Annotated in this window: 23 protein-coding genes; all 23 read left to right on the top strand. The window is 29.5% G+C overall.

The genetic code is table 11. The features are described from left to right. Nucleotides 1–12: 12 nt before the first annotated feature. The 23 genes from rpmF to KGF38_RS06055 all read left to right on the top strand — a co-directional run bounded on the left by rpmF (nt 13) and on the right by KGF38_RS06055 (nt 21,591). On the top strand, nt 13–189 hold the full coding sequence (gene rpmF, locus KGF38_RS06165; protein ID WP_003419113.1) for a 50S ribosomal protein L32: 177 nt from the start codon (nt 13–15) through the stop codon (nt 187–189). A gap of 203 nt (nt 190–392) precedes the next feature. Next, entirely contained in the window at nt 393–950 is a 558-nt protein-coding gene (gene fapR / locus KGF38_RS06160) for a transcription factor FapR (RefSeq protein WP_003419115.1), read from the top strand. Between the two features lie 10 nt (nt 951–960). Continuing rightward, on the top strand, nt 961–1,983 hold the full coding sequence (gene plsX, locus KGF38_RS06155; protein WP_054269689.1) for a phosphate acyltransferase PlsX: 1,023 nt from the start codon (nt 961–963) through the stop codon (nt 1,981–1,983). Between the two features lie 25 nt (nt 1,984–2,008). Then, nucleotides 2,009–2,995, top strand: a complete 987-nt coding sequence (locus KGF38_RS06150; protein WP_054269690.1) for a beta-ketoacyl-ACP synthase III — start codon at nt 2,009–2,011, stop codon at nt 2,993–2,995. A 108-nt stretch (nt 2,996–3,103) separates the two neighbouring features. Beyond that, nucleotides 3,104–4,033 (top strand): enoyl-[acyl-carrier-protein] reductase FabK, encoded by a 930-nt coding sequence (gene fabK / locus KGF38_RS06145; protein ID WP_054269691.1) that lies wholly within the window; start codon nt 3,104–3,106, stop codon nt 4,031–4,033. A gap of 15 nt (nt 4,034–4,048) precedes the next feature. Next, nucleotides 4,049–4,999 (top strand): ACP S-malonyltransferase, encoded by a 951-nt coding sequence (fabD, locus tag KGF38_RS06140; protein ID WP_074178857.1) that lies wholly within the window; start codon nt 4,049–4,051, stop codon nt 4,997–4,999. Further along, nucleotides 4,999–5,748 (top strand): 3-oxoacyl-[acyl-carrier-protein] reductase, encoded by a 750-nt coding sequence (fabG, locus tag KGF38_RS06135; RefSeq protein WP_054269693.1) that lies wholly within the window; start codon nt 4,999–5,001, stop codon nt 5,746–5,748. Before fabD ends, fabG begins: the two co-directional genes overlap by 1 nt. A 63-nt stretch (nt 5,749–5,811) precedes the next feature. After that, complete coding sequence (gene acpP / locus KGF38_RS06130) at nt 5,812–6,036, top strand: acyl carrier protein (protein WP_003419132.1); 225 nt, start codon at nt 5,812–5,814, stop codon at nt 6,034–6,036. 28 nt (nt 6,037–6,064) lie between these two features. After that, the gene (gene fabF / locus KGF38_RS06125) at nt 6,065–7,303 is read left to right on the top strand and encodes a beta-ketoacyl-ACP synthase II (protein ID WP_074178858.1); all 1,239 of its coding nucleotides are present in this window, start codon (nt 6,065–6,067) and stop codon (nt 7,301–7,303) included. 178 nt (nt 7,304–7,481) lie between these two features. Continuing rightward, nucleotides 7,482–9,200 (top strand): diguanylate cyclase, encoded by a 1,719-nt coding sequence (locus KGF38_RS06120; protein WP_074178859.1) that lies wholly within the window; start codon nt 7,482–7,484, stop codon nt 9,198–9,200. A gap of 30 nt (nt 9,201–9,230) precedes the next feature. Next, nucleotides 9,231–11,228, top strand: coding sequence for a sigma-54 interaction domain-containing protein (locus KGF38_RS06115; protein WP_054269696.1), 1,998 nt, complete (start codon nt 9,231–9,233; stop codon nt 11,226–11,228). A 358-nt stretch (nt 11,229–11,586) separates the two neighbouring features. After that, complete coding sequence (locus KGF38_RS06110; RefSeq protein WP_054269697.1) at nt 11,587–11,832, top strand: TIGR03905 family TSCPD domain-containing protein; 246 nt, start codon at nt 11,587–11,589, stop codon at nt 11,830–11,832. A 35-nt stretch (nt 11,833–11,867) separates the two neighbouring features. Further along, a complete protein-coding gene (locus KGF38_RS06105) occupies nt 11,868–12,593 on the top strand; it encodes a gamma-glutamyl-gamma-aminobutyrate hydrolase family protein (RefSeq protein WP_074178860.1) in 726 nt (241 codons plus the stop codon). Between the two features lie 21 nt (nt 12,594–12,614). Next, nucleotides 12,615–13,928, top strand: coding sequence for an APC family permease (locus KGF38_RS06100; protein WP_074178861.1), 1,314 nt, complete (start codon nt 12,615–12,617; stop codon nt 13,926–13,928). A 205-nt stretch (nt 13,929–14,133) separates the two neighbouring features. Continuing rightward, nucleotides 14,134–14,673, top strand: coding sequence for a GNAT family N-acetyltransferase (locus KGF38_RS06095; protein WP_054276247.1), 540 nt, complete (start codon nt 14,134–14,136; stop codon nt 14,671–14,673). Between the two features lie 88 nt (nt 14,674–14,761). After that, nucleotides 14,762–16,747: a fructose-1,6-bisphosphatase gene (locus KGF38_RS06090; RefSeq protein ID WP_074178862.1), complete on the top strand. Its 1,986-nt coding sequence runs from the start codon at nt 14,762–14,764 to the stop codon at nt 16,745–16,747. Between the two features lie 220 nt (nt 16,748–16,967). Further along, entirely contained in the window at nt 16,968–17,936 is a 969-nt protein-coding gene (gene spoIIIAA, locus KGF38_RS06085) for a stage III sporulation protein AA (RefSeq protein WP_054269701.1), read from the top strand. Beyond that, nucleotides 17,926–18,447, top strand: a complete 522-nt coding sequence (locus tag KGF38_RS06080) for a stage III sporulation protein AB (protein WP_054269702.1) — start codon at nt 17,926–17,928, stop codon at nt 18,445–18,447. Before spoIIIAA ends, KGF38_RS06080 begins: the two co-directional genes overlap by 11 nt. 17 nt (nt 18,448–18,464) lie before the next feature. Further along, nucleotides 18,465–18,662 carry a stage III sporulation protein AC gene (gene spoIIIAC, locus KGF38_RS06075; RefSeq protein ID WP_009888937.1) on the top strand — a complete coding sequence of 66 codons (198 nt, stop codon included), beginning with the start codon at nt 18,465–18,467 and terminating at the stop codon, nt 18,660–18,662. A gap of 23 nt (nt 18,663–18,685) precedes the next feature. Next, nucleotides 18,686–19,063, top strand: a complete 378-nt coding sequence (gene spoIIIAD, locus KGF38_RS06070; RefSeq protein WP_003428424.1) for a stage III sporulation protein AD — start codon at nt 18,686–18,688, stop codon at nt 19,061–19,063. Between the two features lie 84 nt (nt 19,064–19,147). Further along, nucleotides 19,148–20,353, top strand: a complete 1,206-nt coding sequence (gene spoIIIAE, locus KGF38_RS06065; protein ID WP_054269703.1) for a stage III sporulation protein AE — start codon at nt 19,148–19,150, stop codon at nt 20,351–20,353. A gap of 54 nt (nt 20,354–20,407) precedes the next feature. Beyond that, nucleotides 20,408–21,025, top strand: coding sequence for a stage III sporulation protein AF (locus KGF38_RS06060; RefSeq protein ID WP_054269704.1), 618 nt, complete (start codon nt 20,408–20,410; stop codon nt 21,023–21,025). Nucleotides 21,026–21,036: 11 nt separating this feature from the next. Next, entirely contained in the window at nt 21,037–21,591 is a 555-nt protein-coding gene (locus tag KGF38_RS06055) for a hypothetical protein (protein ID WP_054269705.1), read from the top strand. The last annotated feature ends 16 nt before the right edge of the window (nt 21,592–21,607 follow it).

Below are 21,607 nucleotides of genomic sequence, written 5' to 3'. Positions count from 1 at the left end.
GAGGTGGCGTAAATGGCAGTACCAAAGCGTAAAACGTCTAAATCAAACACAAAAATGAGAAGAGCAGCTAACTCAAAGATGGAAGCAACAGGATTTGTAAGTTGCCCACAATGTCATGAGCCAAAATTACCACATAGAGTGTGTCCAGACTGTGGATATTATAAAGGTAAAGAAGTTGTGTCTAAGTAATAGCTTCTAAAAAACATGTAGAGTATACTCTACATGTTTTTTTTGTACATATAAAAATAAGATGATTTACTAGAGAAATAAGTGGATTTTATGCATATTAAAAAATAGAAAAATAATAATATAAGTATTGAAAATTTTTGTGTGTTACTATATACTACTATTAGTAGCTGGTACTAATTACAGCTATAAAATTTGGAGGGAACATGAAAAAGAAAAGTAAAGCCCAAAGACAAAAAGAGCTTATAGATATGCTAAAGACGGATCCTTTTTATACTGATGAAGAATTATCAAGTCTGTTTGATGTAAGTATACAGACTATAAGATTAGATAGAATGAGTCTAAACATACCAGAGCTAAGAGAAAGAGTCAAATCAATAGCAGAAACTCAGAGTTCAAAAGTAAAGACTTTAGGAGTAAAGGAAATTACAGGAGAAATCATTGATTTATCTGTAGGGCGATTAGGTATATCTATGTTAGAAGTTACACAAGACATGATTTACTCTAAGACTAATACTTTAAAAGATACGTATATATTTTCTCTAGCAGATTCATTGGCAATGGCTATAATAGATGCACCTAAAGTTATTATGAGAGTTGCAAATGTAAAAAGTTTTAAATTGATAGAACAACAAGATAGGCTTATAGCGAAAGCCGAAGTATATAGAAATATAGATAAAAAGCATTATGTAAAAGTTGTTATCAATAATAAAGCTCAAGAGCAAATATTTAGAGGAAAGTTTATCTTTGAAGAATTAGATTAGGAGGGTAATTATGAAAATAGTAATTGATGGAATGGGTGGAGATAATGCACCTAAATCTAATGTAGAAGGCGCAGTAAATGCTATAAAAGAATATAATGTTGATTTAATAATCACAGGAGATAAAGATTTATTAGAAAAGGAATTTTCAAATTATGAATTTGATAGAAATAAACTAGAGATAGTTCATACTACTGAGATTATAGAAAATGAAGATAAACCAGTAAAGGCTATAAGAAGTAAAAAAGATTCTTCTATGGTAGTAGCATTAAACCTCGTAAAAGAAGGAAAGGCAGATGCTATAATATCAGCTGGAAATACAGGAGCCTTACTTGCTGGTGGATTATTTGTTGTTGGTAGAATAAAAGGAATCGATAGACCTTGCTTATGCTCAGCAATACCGAATGTAAAGCGAGGAATGACACTTATAGCAGACTGTGGCGCAAATGCAGATTGTAAACCTAAAAATCTAGTTGAATTTGCAGCTATGAGCAATATCTATGCAAGAAAAGTTTTAGGTCTTGAAAATCCTAAGGTAGCATTAGCAAATGTTGGACTAGAAGAAGGCAAAGGCAATGATTTAGTTAAAAGGTCATACGAAGAAGTTAAAAAATTAGATTTAAATTTTATAGGGAATGTAGAAGCTAGAGAAGTTATAAATGCATACACAGATATAATCATATGTGATGGATTTACAGGTAATATATTACTTAAGTCTGCTGAAGGTGTAGCTCTTTCAGTTATGAGCCTTATAAAGGAAACTTTTATGGCTAGTACAAAAAGTAAAATAGGAGCATTACTTATAAAGGATGATTTAAGAAAATTGAAGAGTTTTATAGATTATTCTGAGTATGGTGGAGCTCCACTTTTAGGTCTAAATGGAGGCGTTATAAAAGCTCATGGAAGCTCTGATGCCAAAGCTATAAAGAATGCTATAAATCAAGGCATTAAATTTGCAAAAGGAAAAGTTGTTGAAGATATAAGTCAATTTATAAGCAAATATAATGAAGAAAATAAAAATAACGAAGATGAATAAACTCGTTTTGGAGGTTTAATATATAATGAATACAAAGGCTGGAATATTGGGAGTAGGAAGTTATTTACCTGAGAAATCATACGATAATTTTCACTTCGAAAAGATAATGGATACATCAGATGAGTGGATAAGTACTAGAACTGGTATTAAGGAAAGAAGATTTGCAGAAGAATCTGAAGCAACTTCTGACCTAGCATCTAAAGCTGCCCTAAAAGCGATAGAATGTGCAAAGTTAAGTGTAGAGGATATAGAGTTGATTATATTGGCAACAATTACTCCTGATATGTCTTTGCCTTCAACTGCATGTATAGTGCAAGATGCAATAGGAGCAGTGAATGCTACTGCATTTGATATATCAGCAGCTTGTTCTGGATTTGTATATGGAGTAACTATTGCAAAGCAATTTGTAGAAACTGGTTGTTATAAGAATGTACTTGTAATAGGAGCAGAAACTTGTTCTAAGTTTTTAAATTACGATGATAGATCAACAGCAGTATTATTTGGAGATGGTGCTGGAGCAGCTGTTATTGGACCTGTAAGTGAAGGTGGAATACTATCTACTCATATGGGGTCTGATGGTAAAGGAAAAGATTGTTTAAAAGTACCTGCTGGAGGTTCAAGACTTAAAGCAAGTAAAGAGACTGTAGAAGCTAATCTACATACAATAGAAATGGCAGGTAGTGATGTATTTAAATTTGCAGTTAGAAAGATGGCAGAAACTTCTTTAATAGCTCTTGAAAAAGCTAATTTAAATACAACTGACATAGACTATTTAATACCACATCAAGCTAATATAAGAATCATACAAGCTTCTTCTAAGAGATTAGAACTTGATATGAAAAAAGTTTATGTAAATATAAACAAGTATGGAAATATGTCTGCTGCATCTATACCAGTAGCATTAGACGAAGCTTACAGAGAAGGTAAGATTAAAAAAGGAGATAACGTAGTTTTAGTTGGCTTTGGTGGAGGTCTAACTTGGGGGGCTTCAGTTGTCAAGTGGACTTTATAGTAGAAAATATCTAAGATGCTTTAATTGACAAAATTAACTTTATATTAAGAGTAAGGTTGATTAATAATAAAAAGTTTACTTTTATGATTTCAAGTGAAGGAGAATTGTATGAATAAAATTTGCAAAATATTAAATATAAAATACCCAGTTATCCAAGGGGGAATGGCATGGGTAGCTACTGCATCATTAGCAAGTGCTGTATCTAATGCAGGAGGGCTTGGAATAATAGCAGCAGGAAATGCACCAAAAGAAGCTATAAAAAAAGAAATTATTGAGTGCAAAAAATTAACAGATAAACCTTTTGGGGTAAATGTAATGCTTATGTCACCATTTGTAGATGATATAATGGATTTGATTATAGAAGAAAATGTTCAGGTTATTACTACTGGAGCAGGAAATCCTGCAAAATATATGGATAGATTAAAAGAAGCTGGAACAAAAGTTATTCCTGTAGTGCCAACAATAGCTTTAGCTCAAAGAATGGAAAAGTTAGGGGCTACAGCAGTAATAGCTGAAGGTACAGAAGGTGGAGGACACATAGGAGAGCTTACTACTATGGTTTTGGTTCCACAAGTTGCTGATGCTGTAAGCATACCTGTAATAGCTGCTGGGGGCATTGTAGATGGTAGAGGTATTGCTGCATCTTTTGCATTAGGTGCTAGTGCAGTTCAAGTAGGAACTAGATTTATCTGTAGTGAAGAGTGTTCTGTACATTCAAACTACAAAAACTTAGTAATAAAGGCAAAAGATAGAGACGCGATTGTTACAGGAAGAAGTACAGGTCATCCAGTAAGAACATTAAAAAATAAATTATCAAAAGAATTTTTAAAGATGGAGCAAAATGGAGCTACTCCTGAAGAGTTAGATAAAAAAGGTACAGGTGCTTTAAGATTTGCAACAGTAGATGGAGATATCGAAAAAGGTTCATTTATGGCAGGTCAAAGTGCTGCTATGGTAAAAGAAATAACACCTTGTAAAGAAATTATAGAGACTATGGTAAATCAAGCAAAAGAGATTATGCCAGCAATAGAACTGTAAATCAGGAGGAGTAAGATGGGAAAAGTAGCACTAGTATTTCCTGGTCAAGGCGCTCAATATGTAGGTATGGCCAAGGATTTATACGAAAATAATGATGTTGCTAAAAATATAATAGATGAGGCTTGTGAAGTCTTAAAAATAGATTTAAAAAAACTTATGTTTGAAGGCAATGAAGAAGAACTTTCTAAAACTGAAAATACTCAACCTGCTATGGTTACACATAGTGTAGCTGTATTAAAAGCAGTACAAGCTCAAGTAGATTTAAAATATAGTGCATGTTTAGGCTTATCTTTAGGAGAGTATAGTGCATTGGTTGCAGCAGATGCAATTGACTTTAAAGATGCTGTATGCTTAGTCAAAAAAAGAGGTAAGTTTATGCAGGAAACAGTTCCAACAGGTGTTGGAGCTATGGCAGCAATTTTAGGTCTAGATAGAAGTATATTAGAAAATGTAGTTAAAGATATACAAGGAGGTATTGTAGAAGTAGCAAATTACAATTCTCCTGGCCAAATAGTTATATCTGGTGAAAATGAAAAGATAGAAGAAGCAATGGTGAAATGCAAAGAAGCAGGAGCAAAAAGAGCTGTTAAATTAAATGTAAGTGGGCCTTTTCACTCATCAATGCTAAAAGAAGCTGGAGTAAAATTAGGCAGTGAGTTAGAAAAAGTTAACATAACTAAACCTAAAATTGATGTAGTGGCAAATGTAAATGCAGATTATTATAAAAGTGAAGGGAAAGAACTACTTATAAAACAAGTAAGTTCATCTGTCCTTTGGGAAGACTCTATAGAAAGACTTTTAAACGATGGATATGATACTTTTATAGAAATGGGACCTGGAAAAACTTTAAAAGCATTCATCAAGAAGATAGCTTCTAACAAAAAAGCAAGTGTGAATATTTATAATATAGATGGTATAGATTCTCTTAATGAATTTGTACAAAATTATAGAAATGGAGAGATATAATGATAAATCTTACAGGACAAGTAGCAGTTGTTACTGGTGGCTCTAGAGGTATAGGAAAAGAAATAGCAAAAAAACTAGCATCTTTTGGGGCTGATGTAGTAATCAATTATACTTCTAAAGAAGATGAAGCACTAAAAACTAAAAATGAAATAGAAGGTATGGGTGTAAAGTGTACTTCTATAAAATGTGATGTGTCTAAATCTGAAGAAGTAAATCAAATGATAGATTCTGTTATAAAAGAATTTGGAAAAGTTGATATATTGGTTAATAATGCAGGTATAACTAAAGATGCTTTGCTTATGAGAATGAAAGAAGAAGATTTTGATAGAGTTATAGATATAAACTTAAAAGGTGTCTTTAATTGTACAAAAGCAGTTACTAAACCTATGATGAAAAAGAAGTATGGAAGAATAATAAATATGACTTCAGTAGTTGGAATTATGGGTAATGTAGGACAAACTAATTATTGTGCATCAAAAGCTGGTGTGATTGGATTTACAAAAGCTTCTGCAAGAGAATTGGCATCAAGAAATATAAATATAAATGCAGTAGCACCTGGATTTATAGAAACAGATATGACTAAAGTATTAAGTGATGATGTAAAAGAATCAACACTTGCAAACATACCAAAAAAATCTTATGGTAAACCAGAAGATGTAGCAAATGCTGTAGCATTTTTAGTTAGTGACATGTCAAGTTATATAACAGGACAAGTTATAAATGTAGATGGTGGAATGGTAATGCAATAATAAAAAATAATAATTTAAAAAGTAGAGAAATCTATTAAAATAAAAAATCTTAGGAGGTACACAATGTTTAATAAAGTTGTAGAAATAATAATAGAGCAATTAGGAGTAGAAGATAAAGAAATAACTATGGAAACATCATTAATGAAGGATTTAGAAGCAGATTCATTAGATGCAGTAGAAATAATAATGGCACTTGAAGATGAATTTGGTATAGAAATACCAGATACAGAAGCAGAAAACTTCAAATCTATAGGAGATATAGTTAAGTATATAGAAGCTAATAAATAGTCGAGCTTTAAAAAAGTGGAGGTATCCGATGAATAAAAGAGTAGTAATAACAGGACTTGGATGTGTTACGCCGTTGGGAACGGGAAAAGATGAGTTCTGGAGCAACATAAAATCTGGAGTATCTGGTATAGATAAAATAACTAATTTCGATGCTAGCACATATCAAACTCAGATAGCAGGAGAAGTTAAGAATTTTCATCCAGAAGAATATATAAGCAAAAAAGAATTGAAGAGATTGGATAAGTTTGCTCAATTTGCAATAGTATCTGCAAAATTGGCAGTTGAAGATGCAAACCTTGATTTAGATAAAACTGATAGAGAGCGTGTTGGTGTTATAATAGGTTCTGGAATAGGTGGAGTTGAAGCAATAGAAACTCAACATAAAATTCTTTTAGAAAAAGGAAATAAAAGAGTAAGTTCACTTTTTGTACCTATGATGATAGGAAATATGGCAGCTGGTCAAGTATCAATATTTTTAGGAGCAAAAGGACCTAACACTAATGTATGTACAGCTTGTGCATCAGGAACTCATTCAATAGGTGATGCTTTTAAAGTTATACAAAGAGGCGATGCAGATATTATGGTAGCAGGAGGTTCTGAAGCTGCTGTAACAGGTCTTGCATTTGCTGGATTCTGTAATATGAAAGCTATGTCAACTAGAAATGACGACCCTAAAACTGCATCAAGACCATTTGATAAAGACAGAGATGGATTTGTAATGGGAGAAGGAGCAGGTATTGTTATCTTAGAAGACTTAGAACATGCTTTAGCAAGAGGTGCTAAAATATATGCAGAAGTAGTTGGATATGGTTTAACTGCTGATGCATATCATATGACAACTCCAGCTGAAAATGGAGAAGGAGCAGCTAGGTCTATGAATATGGCTTTGAAAGATGGAAATGTTCCATTAGAAGAAGTGGATTATATAAACGCTCATGGAACTTCAACTTATTATAATGACTTGTATGAAACTATGGCTATAAAAACTGTATTTGGGGAAAAGGCATATGATTTATGTGTATCATCAACAAAATCTATGACTGGACATTTATTAGGAGCATCAGGTGCTATAGAAGCAGTTGTTTGTGCTATGAGTATAGAAGATAGTTTTGTACCTCCAACTATAAATTTACAAGAAGTTGGTGAAGATTTGGATTTAGATTATGTTCCAAATCAAGGTAAAGAAAAAAATGTTAGATATGTACTATCAAATTCTTTAGGATTTGGTGGACATAATGCTACAATTGTATTAAAAAAATATGTATAAATAAATCATATATATTAAATTTAAAGTCTCCTAAACTATTTTAGGGGACTTTTTTATTGAGATTTAATTCTAGCATATGTTGTAAATCATTTTGATATATTGTATTATTAGGTATTAAGAGGTTATTTATATATATGTAAGTTTCCATTCTACAATATACAGAAGGAGGACTAAAATTTTGAATTTTAGACTACCAAAGAAAAGATTACTAAAAAGTATAATTTTTATAGGTGTAATACTTATTAGTATTATTTTGTTTATAAATTACGACCAAAGTGGGCTGAAAGAAAGAGAAATTATAAATAAGGGAAAGTATATGTCTGAAAGTCTTGTGTCAGACAAGAAGTACAATGAAGCAAAAAAATTGGTTGAAAATTCTTTTGAAGCTATACCTGAAAAAAAATACAATAAAGTATATGATGAAGTGTGGAATATGTTAAAGACCATTTCATCTGTTCCAGATGGAACGAAGATAGTCATTGATTCATTAGAAAAAATGAGAATGTCAGATGAAAAGTTATCTGATGAGTGTAGATTTAATATAGAAAAAAGACTAGCATCAGTGTATATAATGGATAATAATTATTCTAAAGCAGTAGATTTAACTGTAAAGTCTATAAAATTGGCTGAGAAATTAGGGGATAATTATGAAAGAGCAAGACTAGATGTTGATTTGGCGAGCATACTTTTAAAGGTAGGTGCATATGAGAGAGCAGAGAAATTAATAAAAGATTCTTTTAAGATAGATGTTTATGAAGGTGAGAAAAATGGAATGGTTAGATTATATGCTCTTATAAATCTAGCAGAAATATATGTAGAATTAGGAGAATATGATAAAGCTATTGAAACTTGTAGTAATGTAGTGGACTATAAAAAGTTTGTAAATACAGATGATTACAATGATTTTGAGATAATGGCATCAATAATGAAGGCAAATGCATATATAGGAAAAAATGATACATCAAAGGCAAAGTCTTCTTTAGCAAGAGCTGATTCTCTTATAAAGTCTGATAAAACAGTTCATATATTAGATAAAGATATGTATTATTATATGGCAGTGGGGAATTTAGAATATAAAAGTGAAAATTATGATTCTGCATCAGATAATTATAAAAAAAGTTTAGAAATATCCACTAAAAGAAAGTTAACTCAAGAGAAAATAAAAAACTTAGAGAAAATATTAAATATATATGAAAAACAAGGAAATGTAAATGCTGTAAATAAATATCAAAAGATACTAATAAATGAATATAAAGAGAACAAAAGTATAAGAGATTCGGAGACCAGTTTCTATATAATTGATAAAGTATCAAATGAAAGTGCATTATTTGAAAAAACTAAAAAAGAAATCAAATATTATAAGATATTATTTACAGTGATTATAATTGCTATATTAGGGTCTACTTTTTTATATAATAGACTCAAATATTTTAAAGCACAAAATTTACATGATGGTCTTACGAATGTTTATAATCGAAAAAGTTTTGATATTATGTATGAAAAATACAGGGAGAAAGACAATAATTTTGCACTTGTAATGATAGATATTGACAACTTTAAACTTATAAATGATAATTATGGACATAAATTTGGGGATATTGTTATAAAAGGTATAACGAATACTATCTCTGTTATGTTGGAGCAAGAAGATAAAGTATTTAGGTATGGAGGCGAAGAGTTTTCTGTGCTGATAAGAAATAAATCTGGTGAAGAAGTAGTAAATATAATTGATAATATAAGAATTGCAATTGCCAATAAAAAATGGGGTGAAGATGTAACTGTAACTATAAGTGCAGGTGTAGCTCATATTTCTGATAGTAAAAATGTGCTAGAAGAAGCTGACAAAAATTTATACAAAGCAAAACAACTTGGTAGGAATAAAGTAGTATATAAGTAATTATATACTATATAAATAAGAGGTATAAGCATGAAACAATCAATAGCTATAGTAACTGATAAAATAACCAAATTATCATCTTTTTTAGAAGAAAATATACGTTTAGTTTTAGGCAATTACATTGATATAAATCATTATTATTTAGAAAATTTAAAAGATGATGATAAAATACAAGGTGACTTTGTGTTGGTAATGACTGACGATAGATTAAATAGTATGAGAAAACATTTGGTACAAGATAGCAAGATTATAGTGGTAAGAAGAACTCTTAAAGAAAATGAAATTTATGGATTATTTTCAATCCCAAATGGAACAGAAGTATTGGTTGTAAATGATACTAAAGAAACCACTTTAGAAACAATAAGTTTATTTTACAAGATAGGAGTAAAAAATTTAAAGTTCACTCCATACATTGAAGGAAAAATTTATAAAGACATAGATATAGCTATAACACCTGGAGTAAAAGAAAGAGTACCAAGTTATATAAATAAAGTAATTGACCTTGGGAATAGATATATTGATATATCTACTTTTATAGAAATAATAAATGGACTTAGAATTGATGTTAAGGAAATACGTAAAAACTTAATGGCTTATTCTGAACGTTTAATAAGTCTAGATAATGGAGTCAAAGATAATTATAGACAATTATTTCTAAAAATGGAAGAACAAGATGTCATATTAAACTTATCAAAAGACGGAATAATATTTACTTCAGCAGATGGTGTTATAAATACGTTTAATAAAGAAGCTTTAAAGATTTTAGGGATAAATGAAAATCCCCAAAGTAAAAACATAGAAGAAGTTATATCTAAAGATTTAAGTATTCTACTTGAAGACAAAGAAATAGTTGATGAAGTAGTATTTACAAATAAAAAATATATAAATGTAAATAAAAAAAATATATTTTCTATGGGGAATAAAGCTGGTATATATTATAATTTACAAGAGATAACATATATAAAAAAATTAGAACAAAATCTCACTAATAAATTGAGAGAACAAGGACAAATAGCCAAATACACATTTAAAGATATAAAGACTAAAAATAAAAATATGATAAAGTGTATAGAATTGGCTAAAAAAATATCTAAATCAGACCTTTCTGTATTAATAATAGGGGAAAGTGGTACTGGTAAAGAATTATTAGCTCAATCCATCCATAATACCTCTAATAGAAGTAATCAACCATTTATAGCAGTTAACTGTGCAGCGGTTCCAGATAGTTTATTAGAAAGTCAGTTGTTTGGATATGAAAAGGGTTCTTTTACAGGAGCTTTAAAAGAAGGAAAAAAGGGGCTCTTTGAACTTGCAAACAATGGGACTATATTTCTGGATGAAATAGGAGATATGCCTCCATTGTTGCAAACAAAATTACTTAGAGTACTTCAAGAGAAGCAAGTTATGCCTATAGGTTCTCATAATGTTATAAATATAGACGTTAGAATTATAGCAGCAACAAATAAAAACTTACCAAAGATGATTAGAGAAGGTAAATTTAGAGAGGATTTGTATTATAGACTGAATGTATTGCCAATAGATGTGCCATCATTAAAAAATAGAAAAGAAGATATAATAACGCTTATGAATTTCTTTTTGAAACATAATATAAGGCTTTCACCTGAAGTTGTAACTATTTTAGAAAAATATAATTGGCCAGGAAATATAAGAGAGTTACAAAATGTCGCTTCTTATGTAAGTCTAATGTGTGATAGTATGGTCTTTAAAGATGACTTACCACCATATATAAAGACAGATATTTCTAATTATGAAGATGGATTTGGTTATACAAAAAAAGAACTTGAGGATATATTAAGAGTCTTATATGAAAGAAGAGATTCAGCTTCTGGAGTTGGAAGAGGATTTATAATCGAGAAACTTACAGAGGAAGGAATTGAGATTTCTGAAAATAAAGTTAGAAAAGTGTTATCTTATTTAAGTGAGTGTGGATATATATCATCTAAATCTGGTAGATGTGGAAGTCAACTAACTCCAGAAGGTATAAATCTTTACAATAAAATGACTTAAGTATATTGATATTAAAATAAGCTATTCTGGACATAAATATTTGAATAAGTGCAAACTTTTACACTTATAAAATTTAAACTATATTATAGTAGATATATAATGTTATACATTTTAAAGGTTTTAAATTAAATATTAATAGGGTGAAAAAATAGGTTTAGATAGGTAATAGGTTATTATAAAATAACCCATTACCTATTTTTATTTTCCAAAAGATTGTATATAAGATAAACAATAAAAAATATAGTCAGCAAAAGCACTGAAAATACTAGATAAAAAATAAATATAAATAATTATAAATCTTGGCATGTATATTGCTAATTATAGAGATAAGACGACAAAATAATTGGGAGGTTTAGTTATGAAATATAAAACAACAGGGACTTGTGCTACAGAAATTGAATTTGAAGTAAAAGAAAATAAAGTTACAAATGTAAATTTTATTGGTGGATGTGATGGAAATTTAAAAGGACTAAAAATATTAGTTGAAGGTATGAATATAGAAGATGTAATTAAAAAATTAAAAGGAATTGAATGTAAGACAAAACCAACATCTTGTCCAGATCAACTTTCTCTAGCATTGGAAAATTATATAAATATAAAATAAATACACAAAACAATCGATTAGTTAGGAGCTTGATTATGAAACCAATAATAGGGATTTTAGGAAATTTAATAATAATGGAGAATGGAATGTTTCCAGGTCTTGAAAGGTCATATGTAAATAATGATTACATAAATGCTGTACTAAAAGGTGGAGGTAGTCCAGTTATAATTCCAGTAAATACAGATAAAGAAGTTATAAAAAAACAGATTGAGATGGTTGATGGAGTTTTAATATCTGGAGGTTGGGATGTTAATCCTCAATTATATGGAGAAGAAACAAGAGAAGAAACCACATTTATATATCCAGAAGTGGATGAGTTTGATTTAATAGCTATAAGTATAGCATTAGAACTTAAAAAACCTATATTAGGTATATGTAGGGGGCTACAAATATTAAATGTAAGTTTAGGAGGAACTTTATATCAAGATAATAATCTTATAGAAGGAAGTTATATAAAACATACACAATCTGCAAAGAGATATGTAGCTACTCATAAAGTAGATGTTAAAGAAGGTAGTATTTTAGAAGGAATCTTAGGAAAACAATTACTTACAAATAGCTATCATCATCAAAGTGTTAATGAGCTTGGAAAAGGATTAAAAGCCATAGCCTATTCAAAAGATGGTATAATAGAAGCTATTCAGAAAGAGGATGAAAATTTTGTAGTAGGAGTACAGTGGCATCCAGAAATGATGGTAGAGTACTGTAACAAGATGGAAAAATTGTTTGAATATTTTATAAATATTTGTTCAAATTTATAATATACCTTGGGGGGATTGAACATGAACGAAAAGAATAAAATGGGATTAATAAGTATTATACTTTTAGGTATTAACGCAGTTGTAGGAGCTGGAGTTTTCCTATTACCAGGAGATGCAATGAAATCATTTGGTGTAGCAAGTATATTTGTATATATGTTTGATATGTTATTGGTTTTATCAATGGCATTCTGTTTTGCTGAGGTGGCAGGTAAATTTAATAAAAATGGTGCGGCCTATGTATATACTAAAGAAGCTTTTGGAGATTTTTGTGGCTTTGAAGTAGGTCTTATGAAATGGGTAATAGGATGTATATCTTGGGGAGCATTAATAGTAGGTTTTCCTACATCATTGTCAGCAGTATGGGCTCCAGCAGGCGACCCTCATATACAGAAAATTATAATTGTAGCTATGATAGTTGGTCTTACAATTATAAACTTATTAGGTGTATCTTTATCAAAAATTGTACAGAATGTTATAACTGTAGGTAAACTAATTCCATTAATATTATTTATAGGAATAGGTATATTCTTCATAAAAGGAGTTAATTTTACTACTTCAACAATGGTACCTCCAGGAGCTGGGGTAACAGAGTTTGGGGCAGCAGCACTTTTAATGTTTTATTCATTTACAGGATTTGAATCTATAGCAGTTGCAGCAGAAGATATGGAGAACCCTAAAAAGAATATACCAATAGCAATTATAAGTGTAATAGTAATTGCATCAATAATATACATATTAAATCAAGTTGTATGTGTTGGTATACTAGGAGATTCATTATCTAGTACATCTACACCAGTCGCAGATGCTGCAAGAATATGTTTTGGAAATATGGGTGCGGGATTGGTAACTTTTGGTACACTGGTTTCTGTGGGAGGAATTTGTATGTGTGGTGCTTTCGTAAATCCAAGAAGTTGTGTAGCTTTGGCTGATGATAAAATGCTACCTAGAATATTTGCAAGAAAAGATAAAAAAGGTACACCATATGTAGCAATAATAGCCACTATGATAATTACTATACCAATAGCTTTATCTGGAAGTTTTGCTGAATTAGCAGCAATAAGTGCAGTTGCTAGATTTATACAGTATATACCAACATCTTTATCAGTATTAGTATTTAGAAAGAAAAGACCAGAATTAGTAGGTACTTTTAAAACTCCATTTGGAGCAGTGATTCCTTTAATTGCAGTATGCGTTGGGACTTGGCTGTTATTCCAGGCATCTATGCATCAATTAATTATGGGATTAGGAGCATTAGCAATTGGAGTACCATTATATTTTATAATGAAGTCTTATAACAGAAAAATTTATGGAGAAGAATTAAAGAAAATAGTTTAATTGTATTATAAAATTTAATTGAAATAAAGTTGGATATTGGCAGAAAATTAAATATATATAAATATGTATAAGGTTATATTAAAATATTATTGATTTTTTATTTTAGTATAACCTTGTATTGTTATTAATACATGAAAAATATTGTAATAGGCTAAAAACAATAGTATTATGTTTATAGATAAAAAACTTGTTAGGAGGTAAATTTATGCCAACAATAACTTTAAAAAATGGTGTGGACATACTTATTAGAGAGGCAGTAAAAGAAGATGCTCAAAACATTATAGATTTTTATAATGAAGTAGGAGGGGAAACTCATTTTCTCTCATTTGGAAAAGATGAATACAAAGTATCATTAGAAGAACAAGAAAATGCTATAGAAGCAGCAAAAGCATCTGATAATTCAGTAAAACTGATTGCATTTATAGATAGTGAGATAGTTGGTATTGCGACAATTGATTCTAATCAAAAAGCAAAAGGAAAGCATGTTGGAGTATTAGGAATTGTTGTAAAAGAAAAATATTGGGGAATTGGATTGGGAAAAAGACTGATGTTAGACCTTATAGAATGGTGTAAATCAAATGGAATAACTAAGAAAATAACTCTTGTTACTAATGAAGAAAATCATAGTGCTATAGGATTATACAAAAAGGTTGGATTTGAAGTAGAGAGTATATTAAAGAAAGAATGTTATTATAATGGTGTTTATACAGATTTAGTAGGAATGTCACTTTTATTAGGAATATAATTAGTGTACATTTTATCTCGAAAAAAGTATATTAAGTATGGTATAATTAAAAAAGAATATAACTTAATATAATTTTGGAGGACGAATTATGAAAAATCTGTGTAAAATATCAGATGATTATTTAAACAGCAAACTGAAGTATTTAAAGTTATTATCAAAACAATATCCAAGTATATCAAAAGCAAGTACAGAAATAATAAATTTAGAGGCTATATTAAATCTTCCAAAGGGAACAGAACATTTTATAACAGATGTACATGGCGAATATGAGCCATTTGTGCACGTATTAAAAAATGGTTCTGGTGTAATAAAGAGAAAAATAGAAGAATTGTTTTCAAATACAATAAGAGATAGCGAGAAAAAGATGTTGGCAACTCTTGTATATTATCCTGAACAAAAGTTAGACCTAATAATTAAGCAAGAGGAAAATATAGATGATTTTTATAGAATAAATATTTATAGACTTATAGAACTTTGTAAGTATGCTTCTAGCAAATATACTAGGTCCAAAGTTAGAAAACTTTTGCCAGAAAATTTTAAATACATAATAGAAGAAGTTTTACATGAGCATGTCAAAAGTGAACATAAAGAAGAGTACTATAAAAGTATAGTTGAAACAATAGTCAACATAGGGATAGCAAAAGAATTTATAATTGCTATTTCTACAGTCATACAAAAATTAGTTGTTGATAGATTGCATGTAATAGGAGATATTTACGATAGAGGTCCAAGACCAGATATAATTGTCGACAAGCTTATTGAACATCATTGTGTAGATATTCAATGGGGAAATCATGATATATTATGGATGGGGGCAGCATCAGGTGAAAAAACTTGTATAGCAAATGCTCTTAGAATATCAGCTAGATATGCTAATTTAGACATTGTAGAAGACATATATGGAATAAATCTATTACCTCTAGCAACTTTTGCTATAGATACATATAAGGATGACCCTTGTAAAGAATTTATTCCAAAGATTAATGACCAAAGTGTAACAATAACAGAAAAGTCGTTGATGGCTAAGATGCACAAAGCAATAAGTATAATCCAATTTAAGCTTGAAGGTGAAGTTATAAGAAGAAGACCTGAATTTGAGATGGAACATAGACTTTTGCTTAATATGATAAACTATGATGAAGGTACAATTACTTTAAATGGAAAGACATATAAATTAAAAGATACTTATCTGCCTACAATAGACAAAAAAGACCCATACAAATTAACAATAGAAGAAAAAAATGTTATTGATAAATTGGTATCCTCATTTAGAGGTAGTGAAAAATTACAAAAACACGTTTCGTTTTTATTTTCTAAAGGAAGCATATATTTAAAGGCAAACTTAAATTTACTTATTCATGGATGTGTACCATTAAATGAAGATGGAAGTTTTATGTCTATGAATATAATGGGAAAAGAGTATAAAGGTAAGGCTCTTATGGATAAAATGGAATCTCTAGCAAGAGAAGGGTTTTTCTTTAAGGATAAGGCAGAAGAAAAGTTATATGGTATGGATATTATGTGGTATTTGTGGACTGGAAAATGTTCATCATTATTTGGCAAAGATGATATGACAACATTTGAAAGATACTTTATAGCAGAAAAAGAGACTCATAAAGAAAATAAGAACCCTTATTTTAAGCTTAGAGAAAATGAAATGGCTTGTAAAAGAATATTTGAGGAATTTGATTTAGAACTTAATGAATCACATATAATAAATGGTCATGTACCTGTAGAAAGTAAAAATGGAGAGAGTCCAATAAAAGCTAATGGTAAAATTCTTGTTATAGATGGTGGTTTTTCTAGAGCGTATCAAAAAACGACTGGTATAGCTGGATACACTTTGATATATAATTCTAGAACTCTACAATTAGTATCACATGAACCATTTAATTCTGCTGAGGAAGCTATTGCAAATGAAAGCGATATTTTATCGACAACTGTTGTAGTAGAGCATAAGGCAAAGAGAAAAATGGTGAGAGATACCGATGAAGGAGTAAAAATACAAGAAGAAATAGAAGATTTAAAGCTACTTTTAATGGCTTATAAAAAAGGACTAATAAAAGAAATGTAATTATTATAGAGACACTTCATATTTGAAGTGTCTTTTTTATTGAGTAATATCTTATAAAGATTAATAATAGTAGTTTAATAGAGTCTATGTATTAAGTGAATCCAAAAGAAATGGAGTCATTTTTTTATTGATAAATATTATTTTAAAAAATATATATGTTTTGGTAATATTCCTTGTCCTTTATAAATAGAATTATATAAACAAAGGAGGAGGACAAGAAATGAATAAACTTTCTGATGAAATAATAAACTCTCTTTCTACAACTATAAGAGAAAAGGTAGAAAAAATCTCAAACAATAATCTAAATATAGAAGAAATTAGGTTACGCTCACAAAAACCATTGATACTAAATGCAAACTCTAAGGATTATTTTTATAATCAAAAAACTATGACACTCGATTTAAATCAACAAGACTCATATGTAGTGACAAGAGAAGATGTAGAGCAAACTTTTCAAATAATATGTAAATACTCAATACATTCATTTATGGATGATATAAAAAAAGGATTTATAACTTTGAGAGGAGGGCATAGAGTAGGATTAGTTGGGAAAGCAATAGTAGAAGATGGACAAGTCAAAAATATAAAGCATATATCGTCTTTAAATATAAGAGTATCAAGAGAAATCATTGGATGCTCAAATAAGATTTTAAGTCATATCATAAATGGAAAAAATCAGATTAATAATACTCTGATAATATCGCCACCTCAATGTGGAAAAACAACTTTAATAAGAGATATAGTAAGGAATTTAAGTAATGGTAATGAGGATTATGGGTTTAAAGGCTTAAAAGTAGCTCTAGTGGATGAGCGTAATGAGATAGCAGGTGCTTATCTAGGAGTTCCACAAATGGATGTTGGGATAAGGACTGACATAATAGAAACTTGCCCAAAAGACTTGGGGATTACGATGCTTTTAAGGTCTATGTCGCCAAATGTTATTGTGACAGATGAGATTGGAAGTGAAAAAGAGATAAAGGCATTATATACAGCATTAAATGGAGGGATAGGACTAATAACTACTGTACATGGAGATTCGATAGAGGATATACAAAATAGAAAAGAATTAAATAGGCTTCTAGATAAAGAATTATTTAAAAAAGTTATAATTCTTTCTGCAAAAAGAGGTGCTGGAACAATTGAAAAAATTTATGATTTAGAAGAAAAGAGATGGTATTTTGCAAATTAAGATAATTATTATAGCTCTTTTAATAGGAAGTAGTTATTTGATAGGTGAACACATATACAAGACTTATACTCGTAGACATAAACAATTAAATGATTTAATAAGAGTTTTAGAAATATTAAGGATGGATTTATCTTTCGGACTTTATACATTGGAAGAGATTTTTAAGAGGATAGGTGGTAATAAAGAATTTTGTTTTTGGAAGTTTTTTCTTCAAGTATCAGAAGAGCTTCACAATGAACAAGGCAAAACTTTAGAAATGATAATATTAGAAAATCTTGATGTTTTAAACAAAGAGACTTATCTAGGTAATAAAGAAATTGAGGAGTTAAAAAATCTAATACTTACTTTAGGTAAAAGTGATATAGAGTCACAACAAAGAATGATAGATTTATCTATAGAAAATTTAAAAAAACAGACTTATGAGACAAAAGATGACATAAACAAAAAAGGTGTATTGTATAAAAAATTAGTCACATTTATAGGCATAGGTATATGTATTATATTGATTTAAATATGGGGAGGTTTATTATGGAGATATCATTGATATTAAAGGTTGCAGGCGTTGGGATTCTAATATCAGTATTGAATATGATATTGGAAAAAACAGATAGAAAAGATTGGGCAGGTCTTACTACATTGGCAGGTGTGATAATCGTATTGGGAATGGTAATAACAGAAATAAGTGATTTATTTAATACTGTAAGAACAATGTTTCAACTTTACTAAAGGGAGGGAGTAATTTGGAAATAATGCAATTAATAGGAATTGCAATCATTTCAACTACACTCTGTTTAGTAATTAAAAAAGATAGACCAGAAATAGCAAATTTCATAGCTATAATAACTGGAGTAATAATACTATTATCAGTTATGTTTAAGCTGAACTTTATAGTAGATAGCATACAAGATTTAGCTAATAAAGCTAATATCCCAACCATGTACATATCATTAATAATAAAATTAATTGGGATAGCATATTTAATGGAATTTGCAATACAACTTTGCAAAGATTGTGGGGAAGGAAACATTGCTTCTAAGTTAGAGTTTGGAGGAAAAATAATAGTGATGTCAATGTCTTTCCCTATACTTCTATCCATTGTAGAAATGGTAGTGAACATAATTCCATAGTTGTGTATCTTAAGATAACTATAGGTATATTAAAGAGATTTCGTTGTATTGAGGTTTATAGAGTGAAGAGAGGCATGGTTGCTTATGAAAAAAAGATTTTTACCAATGATTATAGGTTTTGTATTTACTTTCTTTTTTATAAATATCTTTGCTATTATGATATTCGCCAATGAAGTACCAAGTAGTGAAGATAAGGAATATGGTGAAACAAAAAATAGCATAGATAAATATATAGATGGGCAGTTAGACAAGCTAGATATAAATGAAATACAAGACTATATAAATAAGGAAATAGTTATTAATGATGTTAATTTAAAATCGTTTGTAAAAGATTTAATTAGTGGCAAAAAAAATATCTTAGATTTATTTAATAAAGATGGATTGAAGATATTGATGTTTGACGAATTTAAAGCAAGTTTAAAGGTAGTAGCAGTGATTTTAGTACTGGCTTTATTATCATCAATTTTAAAAAGCTTAGAAAACTCTTTTTCATCAGGTGCAGTAAGTCAAATCGCAACATATATAATATTTATCACAATGGTATCACTCACACTTGTTGGATTTAAGGATGTATTACAGATTTGCTATGATGCAATAGACCATACTGTAGGTCTCATGCAAGTTATAATGCCAATATTAATAACATTTTTACTTTTAATTGGATTTCCAATAACATCTACTACTTTGAATCCTATCTTTATAGGAGGAGTAACATTTATAAACGTATTTTTCAAGAACTTTTTATTTGTATCAATTACTGTTGCATTTGGTATTTTAATAATAAACAATTTATCAAAAAATATAAGGTTAAAACGATTTTTCTCCTTTGTAAAGCAAATAAATTATGTTTCTATTGGGGCGATGTTTACCGTTTATTTAGGACTTGTATCTATACAAGGATTGTATGTAACTAGTTTTGATAAATTCAGTGTCAAGACTGCTAAGTTTGCTATAGGTAATTTTATTCCTGTTGTTGGAGGATTTGTATCTGATTCTGTGGATATTCTATTATCTTCATCTCAGCTTATAAAAAATATATTTGGAGGAATAGGGCTTATCTTACTTGTTGGAATTTGTTTACTTCCAGTTATAAAAATTTTATCAGTAATAGTAGTGTACAAGTTAGCTGCAATAATTGTAGAGCCAGTTGGAGAAGATGGAATATCTAATTTTTTAAATGAAGTTGCAAATCTAATGATAATAATGCTAGCATCAGTAATTGCCATAACAATAATGTTCTTTGTAACTGTGGCTATCTTGACATCGATAAGTGTCGTAAGTCAAGGATAATATATATCAATATAAAATTGCATCGAATTTAAAGTTTGTAGAGAGGAGGAAGCTATGTTAGAGGGCATAAAGGCATGGATTGTTAGTGTTTTAATAGGAGCATTTATAGTAAATATAGTAGATATGATTTTACCAAGTTCTAAGATAAAACCTTATGTCAACTTAGTTTTAAACTTTATGTTTGTATTTATTGTAATAACTCCAGTAGTAGGATTTTTTTCAAAAGATATGAGCTTAGAAGATAGAATCTTGAAGTCTATGGGTAACTACAACAAACAATATGTAGATAGTACAAATGCTTTAGCAAAAGAAACTGGAAACAATAGTTTATCTAAAGGATATGAGGATGGTTTAAAAGAAGTGCTTAAATTGAAACTTGATGAGTATGGTTACGATTTAGAAGATATAGAGCTTAACGGAGCAAATATAAATAATATAAAAATAAAAGAAAAAAATGATAGTACAAAAAGTAATGGCAATATTGATGAAGAAAATAAAAATAATAGTACTAAAGAGGATGAAGAAAACATAAACTCTAATGACAAAGAAAATTCTAAACAAGTTTTTAAAAAAGGTACAGAATATGAACTGAACCTAAATGAAAACAAATTAAAAAATGACTTAATAAAGGTGCTTGATGTTTCTATAGAAGATATACAAATTGATAAATAGGAGTTGGGAGAATGTTGAAAAACTTAAATGACAAAGATAAGAGAAAGGTATATTCACTAATAACTATAGCTGGAATCTGTGTGGTGTCATTAGTCTTATTGTCTTGTTTTCCTAGTAGCAAAAGCGATAAACAAGTTGGAAAAACAGAGGCTAACAAAAATACTGAAAAACAAGTTACTAAAGAACAAGAAAAAGATGATTTGGAATCAAAGTTAACAACAATACTATCTAAAATTGATGGTGCAGGGGATGTTGATGTAATGGTTACATTTGAATCAAGTGAAGAAATACAACCTGCTTTTAATTCAAATCAAACAACAGAGACAACAGAGGAAAAAGATGCACAAGGAGGAGAAAGAACAGTTACGACTTCTAGTGAAAATAAAACAATGATAACTTCAAATTCAAGTGACCCTGTAGTTATAAAAACTACAGAGCCAAAGATAAAGGGAGTGATAGTAGTAGCAAGTGGAGCTAATGACCCAAGTGTGAAAGAAACACTTTATAGTGCAGTACAAACATCATTACAAGTGGCTGGACATCAAGTAGAAATATATTCTAAATAAATACATATAACCGGGG

The sequence above is a fragment of the Clostridioides sp. ZZV14-6387 genome, assembly GCF_020657835.1.
GTDB lineage: Bacteria > Bacillota > Clostridia > Peptostreptococcales > Peptostreptococcaceae > Clostridioides > Clostridioides difficile_A.
Note: the sequence above shows the minus strand (reverse complement) of the source record. Positions and strands in the feature narration are given on the sequence as shown.